The sequence below is a fragment of the Luteibacter sp. genome, from assembly GCF_051958795.1.
Lineage (GTDB): Bacteria > Pseudomonadota > Gammaproteobacteria > Xanthomonadales > Rhodanobacteraceae > Luteibacter.
Map to the genome: position 1 here is coordinate 1 of NZ_JBQCFT010000191.1, position 7350 is coordinate 7350.

Here is a 7350-nt window from a genome sequence, read left to right on the forward strand (position 1 = left end):
TTGCTTATCCGTCGCGACGACTCAACGCGCTTCGTCGGTATCACGGTGCCCAGCGACAAATAGCCGGGCAGGGCGGGCTACCCTCGGCGGTGGCCCGCCTTCCATGCGATAATGCGGGATTCGCACCGGCCAAGGCGGCCGCTGCGCGTCGTTCGCGCCGCGAGCGATGGTGAACACGACCACGGCGCTCCATGGAACTCATCCGCACCTTCTCCATCATTGCCCACATCGACCACGGCAAGTCGACCCTGGCCGACCGCATCATCCAGCTGTGCGGCGGCTTGTCCGAGCGCGAAATGGAAGCGCAGGTGCTCGACAACAACCCGATCGAGCGCGAGCGCGGCATCACCATCAAGGCCCAGTCGGTCTCGCTGCCGTACAAGGCGCGGGATGGCAAGACCTACCAGCTCAACTTCATCGACACCCCCGGGCATGTCGACTTCAGCTACGAGGTGAGCCGCTCGCTCTCCGCGTGCGAAGGCGCGCTGCTGGTGGTCGATGCGGCCCAGGGCGTCGAAGCCCAGTCCGTGGCCAACTGCTACACCGCGATAGAGCAGGGTCTGGAGGTCATCCCGGTCCTGAACAAGATCGACCTGCCCACCGCGGACATCGACAAGGCCAAGGCCGAGATCGAGGCGGTGATCGGCCTGGACGCGTCCGACGCGATCCCGGTCAGCGCCAAGACCGGCCAGAACGTGATCGAGGTGCTCGAGGCCATCATCCATCGCATCCCGGCGCCGAAGCCGCGCGATACGGACAAGCTCCAGGCGCTGATCATCGACTCGTGGTTCGATAACTACCTGGGCGTGGTCTCGCTGGTCCGCGTCATGCAGGGCGAGATCAAGCCGGGCGACAAGATCCTGGTCATGTCCACGGGTCGCACCCACCTGGTCGACGACGTGGGCGTGTTCACCCCGAAGCGGAAGAAGCTCGAGAAGCTTGCCGCGGGCGAGGTGGGCTGGATCAACGCGTCCATCAAGGATGTCCATGGCGCCCCCGTCGGCGATACGCTCACCCTGGCCGGCAAGCCGGCGGAAGAGCCCCTGCCGGGCTTCCAGACCATGCAGCCGCGCGTGTTCGCCGGCCTGTTCCCCGTGTCGGCGGATGATTACCCCGCGCTGCGCGAGGCGCTCGACAAGCTGCGCCTCAACGACGCCGCCATGTTCTTCGAGCCCGAGAGCTCGGAGGCCATGGGCTTCGGCTTCCGCTGCGGCTTCCTCGGCATGCTGCACATGGAAATCGTGCAGGAGCGCCTCGAGCGCGAATACGACCTCGACCTGATCACCACCGCGCCCACCGTGGTGTACGAGGTGGCCAAGACCGATGGCTCCGTGATCAACATGGATAACCCGGCCAAGCTGCCCCCGCCGCAGCAGATCGCCGAGATCCGTGAGCCGATCATCGTGGCCAACATCCTCACGCCGGCCGAATACGTCGGCAACGTCATCAAGCTCTGCGAAGAGAAGCGTGGCGTGCAGCGCTCCATCCAGTACCTGGCCACCCAGGTGCAGGTCACGTATGAACTGCCGCTTGCGGAAGTCGTCCTGGACTTCTTCGATCGGCTGAAATCGGTGTCGCGCGGTTATGCCTCGATGGATTACCACCTGGACCGCTTCGATGCCGGTCCGTTCGTGCGCGTCGATATCCTGATCAACGGCGACCGTGTCGACGCGTTGAGTCTTATCGTGCACCGGTCGCACGCGGACCGCCGTGGCCGCGAGCTGGTCGAGCGCATGAAGGACCTGATCCCGCGCCAGCAGTTCGACGTGGCGATCCAGGCCGCGATCGGCGCGGCCGTCATCGCCCGCTCCACGGTCAAGGCACTGCGCAAGAACGTGCTCGCCAAGTGTTACGGCGGCGACGTCTCGCGTAAGAAGAAGCTCCTGGAGAAGCAGAAGGAAGGCAAGAAGCGCATGAAGCAGGTGGGCTCCGTGGAGATCCCCCAGGAAGCCTTCCTTGCCGTGCTGAAGGTCGACAAGTAAGGTTCGCCCCCGGCGGCATGACGTTCTACCCATGGAAACCCGGCGCCGGATGCGCCGGAATGGACCCACCGGGTCCTTCACACGACTAACGGAGTTGGCATGGCGGCATTTGATTTTTCGGCATTCCTGCTGGGCGTGACGGTCCTTTTTGGCGTCATCTGGCTGCTCGACTGGCTGTTCCTGGCCAGGGCGCGCCGTGCCCGCGCCGAGGCCGCGGGAACGGAGATCGCCGAGCCATGGCCGGTCGACTGGGCCCGCTCCCTGTTCCCCGTGATCCTGGTGGTCCTGATCCTGCGCTCCTTTGTCGCGGAGCCTTTCCGGATCCCCTCCGGCTCGATGATGCCGACCCTCGATGTCGGCGATTTCATCCTGGTCAACAAGTTCTCGTATGGCCTGCGCATGCCGGCGTTCAACAACAAGCTGGTTGAGAACGGCGAACCGCGCCGCGGCGATGTCGTGGTGTTCCGGTTCCCGGGCTATCGCTGTCCCGATGCGAGTGGCCATATCGTCCGCAGCGGCGATGCCACCTGCCAGGATCCGAGCGCGCCGGTGCCCAGCGAGAACTGGATCAAGCGCGTGATCGGCGTCCCGGGCGACCGCATCGAAACCCGCGGCAGCGAGCTGTTCATCAACGGCGAGCGTGTTGCGATGGACGAGCTGGGTCCCTACAAGGGTGACGTGAAGCAGCCGGAAGACCACCTGCTGATGACCTACGGCTCGAAGCTGTACACCGAGCACCTGGGCAGCGTGAACCACACGATCGCGCTCACCCCGGCGTACAACATGCCGATGGACATCCCCAATGCCATGGTGCCCTCCGAAGTGCCGAAGGGCTGCTACATCGTCATGGGCGACAACCGCATGAACAGCACGGACAGCCGCTGGTGGGGCTGCATGCCGGAGGAGAACCTGGTCGGCAAGGCCTTCTTCGTCTGGCTGGCCTGGCGCGGGTTCGATAACGGAATCTCCGGGATTTTCGATTTCTCCCGCATGGGCAAGGTCATCCATTGACCCGAATGGTGGCCCCGGTCACGTCCGGGGGCGTTGCACCCCGGCGCGGACAAGGTAATCTCCGCAGCGGGGCGCATCGGCGCCCCATCGGTATCCGAATCACACAGGGGAGCCGCCTTGCGCGGCGGGGTCAATCTATGAAATCCAGGCAATCGGGCATCACGCTCATCGGCTTCATCATCGTGCTCGTGGTACTGGGCTTCTTCGGCTTCATGGCCATGAAGCTGGTGCCGTCCTACATCGAGTACATGGGCGTGGTGAAAGCCATGAACCAGATGGCTACCGAGGGCGGTAACGATGACGTCGAGCAGGCCCGCCGCCAGCTCGCCTTCAAGATGAGCTTCCAGTACGTCGACGACTCGACGATCAAGCCGAAGGACATCACCGTCATTCGCGAAAACAACCTGCCGACGCTGCATGTCGCCTACGACAAGCGCATCCCGTTTATGTACAACATCGATTTCCTGCTCCATTTCGAGAAATCGGTGCAGATCCGCAGCACCAGCGCTGGGTAATGAGGTTTCGTGGAATTCCCGCATCGTTTTCGTGATCCCGGTCTGGCGACCCTGGCACTGACCCACCGTAGTGCCGGGAAGCCGAACAACGAGCGGATGGAGTTCCTCGGTGATGCCCTGCTGGGTGTCATGGTGGCCGAGCTTCTGTACGAAGCACACCCGCATGCCAGCGAGGGCGAACTCTCGCGGCTGCGTTCGCAACTGGTGAACGGCCAGGCCCTGGCCGTAGTCGCCCGGGAGCTCGAACTGGGCGATCGGCTGAAGCTCGGCCCGGGTGAATTGAAGAGCGGCGGTTACCGGCGGGATTCCATCCTGGCCGATGCCTTCGAGGCCATGGTGGCCGCCGTTTACCTGGATGATGGCTACGATGCCTGCCGCCAGGTCGTGCGCAGGCTTTTCACGCCCCGCGTGGGAGAACTCAAACGCTCCAGCAAGGATGCCAAGACGCGCCTGCAGGAGTGGCTACAGGGCAGGGGCCTTCCGCTGCCCGTTTACGAACTGACCGCCAGTTACGGCGAGGACCATGCCAAGGTCTTCGACGTGAGTTGCGCCATTGAAGAGCCGGAAGGCATCCGCATCGAAGCGAGCGGGGGCAGCCGGCGTGCCGCCGAACAGGACGCCGCCGAGGCGGTGTTGCAAAGGCTGCTGGAAAAGAAACCATGAACGATAACGATTTCGAAGATAACGATACCCTGGTTGACGACGACTTCCGTTGCGGCTACGTCGCGCTGGCGGGCCGGCCCAATGTCGGCAAGTCCACCCTGCTCAACGCGCTGATCGGCGTGCGCCTCTCCATCGTGAGCCATCGGCCGCAGACCACGCGCCATCGCATCCTGGGCATCTCGACCAAGCCGAACGGCCAGATCCTTTACGTGGATACCCCGGGCCTGCACCGTGGCGGCAAGCGCGCCATGAACCGCAGCCTCAACCGCGCGGCGCGCGCGGCGGTGACCGAGGTCGACCTCGCCGTGCAGGTGATCGAAGCCGGCAAGTGGACCGACGAAGACGCCGCGATGTACCAGGCGCTGTGCGAACAGAAGGACATGCCCAAGCTGCTGGCCATCAACAAGGTGGACCTGCAGAAGGACAAGGGCGCGATGCTGCCCTTCGTCGCCGACCTGATGCAGAAGCACCCGTTCGATGACGTCTACTACGTGAGCGCGCTCAAGTCGAAGGGCCTGGAAGGTCTCGAGAAGGGCATCCTGAAGCGCCTGCCAGAGCAGGAAGCGATCTACGGCGAGGATGAAATCACCGACCGTAGCGAGCGTTTCCTCGCCGCCGAGATGGTGCGCGAGCAGCTCATGCTGCGCCTCGACCAGGAGCTTCCATACGCCACGACAGTGGAAATCGAAGGCTTCACCGATCGTCCCGACGGCGTCGCGGAAGTGCACGCGGTGATCTGGGTGGAGCGCGATGGCCAGAAGGCCATCGTGATCGGCGCCGGCGGCGCCCAGCTCAAGGCCATCGGCACCTCCGCGCGCAAGGCCATGGAGACCATGTTCGAGCGCAAGGTGTTCCTGAAGCTCTGGGTGAAGGTGCGCGAAGGCTGGGCAGACGACGAGAACCTGCTTAAGCGTTTCGGTTACGAATAAGCCCTTCGGGCGCCCCGCGCATGCGTGTCGAACAGCAACCTGCTTTCGTGCTGCATGCGCGGCCGTATCGCGAGACCTCGATGCTCGTGGAGTGCCTGTCGCGTGACCACGGGCGCATTGGCGTCGTGGCCCGCGGTGTGCGCAACGAGCGTGCGCGGATGCAGCGCGCGCAACTCGAGCCGTTCCAGAGGCTCGAGCTCGATCTGCTTCTGAAGGGCGAACTTGCGACCCTGCGTTCCGCCGAGCCGGTGGGTACTCCGCTTCGGTTGGTGGGTGACGCAGGCCTGGCCGGGCTCTACCTCAACGAACTGGTGGTCCGCCTGACCGGGCGCCAGGACCCGAATCCCGAGTTGTTCGACCACTACGAGCGCACCCTTCAGCGCATGGCGGCAGGCGAGCCACTCGGCTGGACCTTGCGCCGCTTCGAACGCGACATGCTCGATGCGCTGGGTTACGCCTTGCAACTGGAGGTGGGCGCGCTCGATGGAGAGCCGCTCGACCCGGGCGGCACCTATGCCTACGACCCGGAATCTGGCGTCATGCCGGGCCGTCCCGGCGATCCTCGCGCGTTGCGCGGCGCGGACCTGCTCGCGCTGGCGGCGGATACCTCGCCCGACCAGGCTGGGCTCTCCGCGCTGCGCCGGATGATGCGGCAGGTGATTACGTTCTACCTTGGCGGCGGCGAGCTGAAAGCCTGGCGCGTGTTGCGCTGAGCGCGCTCCCACAACGACGGGAGCTACACCGCAAGCGCGGCGATCGTTGCCTCGAGTTCACGCCGGAACCGCTCCATCATGGCCGGTGCCACCTGCCGCGCCTCGTAAACATGCCCCTGCAATGCCTTGGCCTGCGCGCCCAGGCGGAGCGCGCCGCAAAACCCGCATGCCGAACGAAGCCGGTGCAGCCGGTCAACCAGGCCGCCGGGGTCACCGCCCAGCTCGTGCAGTTCGGTACGCAACTGGAGCAGTTCCGCACGAAGCAGCTGGCGCAGCGAAGCCATGATCTGCGGATCGCCCGTGGCCACCAGCCCGTCGCTATCGCTCAATACCGCCATGCGCGGGTCCACGCCCAGCGCGGCATCGAGCGCGTGGCCGAGCGAGGCGATCTTGCACGGCTTCTCAATGGCTCCGGCGAAACCCGCGGCATCGAGATCACTACGCAATAACGGCGAAATTTCCGCGCTGGTCGCGAACGCCGGCACACCCGCCGATGCGGCATCAATGCTGTCGAGCAGGTCGCGCAGCACATCCAGCGCGCCCCCGTGCGGCATCCGGCAATCGAGGATCAAGGCGTCGAACCGGGTGGCGCGCGCGTGGCGCAGCGCATCCGCGCCATCGACGGCAAGGGTGACGTCGTAACCCAGCGATACCAGCGCACCGGACAGGAACTGGCGGGTGGACGGATCGTCAGCGGCCACCAGCACCTTGCGCAGGTGGTCGCGGTCAAGAGGGGGAGGGCGGCGCGAATCCATGCAACGTTCCATGTTGTTCATCTGAGTTTGGCAGAATGGAGCAGCATGCGCCGCGTATCAACCCGCCCCCTCGTATTCGTCCTGCTCACCTGGGTCGCCCTGGCCTGGGGCGGCGCCGCGCACGCGGGGCTCTCGATCGGCGCGGATAGCCTCAGCGTGCCGGGCCTGGCGATGACCGACAAGCAGGCCGACCTGGATCCCCAGGCCGATGGCAAGGGGATCTCGTTGCGCCTCACGGCGAAGAAGGCCGATGTGCGCGCGCTCGGCTGGCGCAAGCTTGGCCTGGCGCTCGACGGGCAGCTCGATCGCGATGAACTCGGCCGCTGGATGTTCGACGGCCGCATCCGCCTGCGCGGTGCGCCCGGCGGTGCGTTGACGGATGCCTCGGTGAAGATCGTCGCGGACGAAGCGGCGAACACGCTGGCCATCACCATCAACCAGGACAAGGCGCTCGCCGAGGTCGCACTACCCATCGACCAGGTGACGCATGCACAGATCACCCTGAAGAACCTGCCCGCCGGCTGGCTGCAGGGCCTGCTGGCCACGGCATGGGCGGGCCACCCGACGGCAGGCAAGGTCAATGCCGACCTGGCGCTCGACCTCCTCGACACCGGCACCCAGGCCGCCGGCCAGTTTGCCCTCGATGGCGTCGGCTTCGAGACGCCGGGTGGTGCGATGGCCGGCCAGAAGATCAGCGGAAGCGGCCGGCTCGGGCTGGATATCGGCCGGGATGGCGCGACCATCGATCTTGACGCCGCGCTGCGCGGTGGTGAATGGCTTCT

7 protein-coding genes and 1 pseudogene are annotated in these 7350 nt (G+C 65.4%); 7 read left to right on the top strand and 1 reads right to left on the bottom strand.

What is annotated here, in order from left to right; all coding sequences use genetic code 11:
* The first annotated feature begins 191 nt into the window (after positions 1-191).
* From lepA to recO, 6 genes are all read left to right on the top strand, one after another.
* Positions 192-1982 (top strand): translation elongation factor 4, encoded by a 1791-nt coding sequence (lepA, locus tag ACTHLF_RS09725; RefSeq protein WP_440326967.1) that lies wholly within the window; start codon positions 192-194, stop codon positions 1980-1982.
* A gap of 99 nt (positions 1983-2081) precedes the next feature.
* Entirely contained in the window at positions 2082-2993 is a 912-nt protein-coding gene (lepB, locus tag ACTHLF_RS09730; protein WP_440326969.1) for a signal peptidase I, read from the top strand.
* A 137-nt stretch (positions 2994-3130) separates the two neighbouring features.
* On the top strand, positions 3131-3508 hold the full coding sequence (locus tag ACTHLF_RS09735) for a DUF4845 domain-containing protein (RefSeq protein ID WP_440326971.1): 378 nt from the start codon (positions 3131-3133) through the stop codon (positions 3506-3508).
* Positions 3509-3517: 9 nt separating this feature from the next.
* Entirely contained in the window at positions 3518-4171 is a 654-nt protein-coding gene (gene rnc, locus ACTHLF_RS09740; RefSeq protein ID WP_440326972.1) for a ribonuclease III, read from the top strand.
* Positions 4168-5100 (top strand): GTPase Era, encoded by a 933-nt coding sequence (era, locus tag ACTHLF_RS09745; RefSeq protein WP_440326973.1) that lies wholly within the window; start codon positions 4168-4170, stop codon positions 5098-5100. The genes rnc and era overlap by 4 nt, the downstream gene beginning before the upstream one ends.
* A gap of 20 nt (positions 5101-5120) precedes the next feature.
* A complete protein-coding gene (gene recO, locus ACTHLF_RS09750) occupies positions 5121-5813 on the top strand; it encodes a DNA repair protein RecO (protein ID WP_440326975.1) in 693 nt (230 codons plus the stop codon).
* Positions 5814-5836: 23 nt separating this feature from the next.
* On the opposite strand, the gene ACTHLF_RS09755 is transcribed toward recO, so the two are convergent.
* Positions 5837-6568, bottom strand: a complete 732-nt coding sequence (locus tag ACTHLF_RS09755; RefSeq protein ID WP_440326977.1) for a response regulator — start codon at positions 6566-6568, stop codon at positions 5837-5839.
* A 45-nt stretch (positions 6569-6613) separates the two neighbouring features.
* Between ACTHLF_RS09755 and ACTHLF_RS09760 the strand changes: the two are divergent.
* Positions 6614-7350, top strand: a pseudogene (locus tag ACTHLF_RS09760) (hypothetical protein); the annotation flags it as partial.

Coding starts and splice junctions, on each gene's coding strand:
- lepB (WP_440326969.1), top strand. CDS start 2,082: ATGGCGGCATTTGATTTTTCGGCATTCCTGCTGGGCGTGACGGTCCTT.
- ACTHLF_RS09735 (WP_440326971.1), top strand. CDS start 3,131: ATGAAATCCAGGCAATCGGGCATCACGCTCATCGGCTTCATCATCGTG.
- era (WP_440326973.1), top strand. CDS start 4,168: ATGAACGATAACGATTTCGAAGATAACGATACCCTGGTTGACGACGAC.
- lepA (WP_440326967.1), top strand. CDS start 192: ATGGAACTCATCCGCACCTTCTCCATCATTGCCCACATCGACCACGGC.
- ACTHLF_RS09755 (WP_440326977.1), bottom strand. CDS start 6,568: ATGGATTCGCGCCGCCCTCCCCCTCTTGACCGCGACCACCTGCGCAAG.
- recO (WP_440326975.1), top strand. CDS start 5,121: ATGCGTGTCGAACAGCAACCTGCTTTCGTGCTGCATGCGCGGCCGTAT.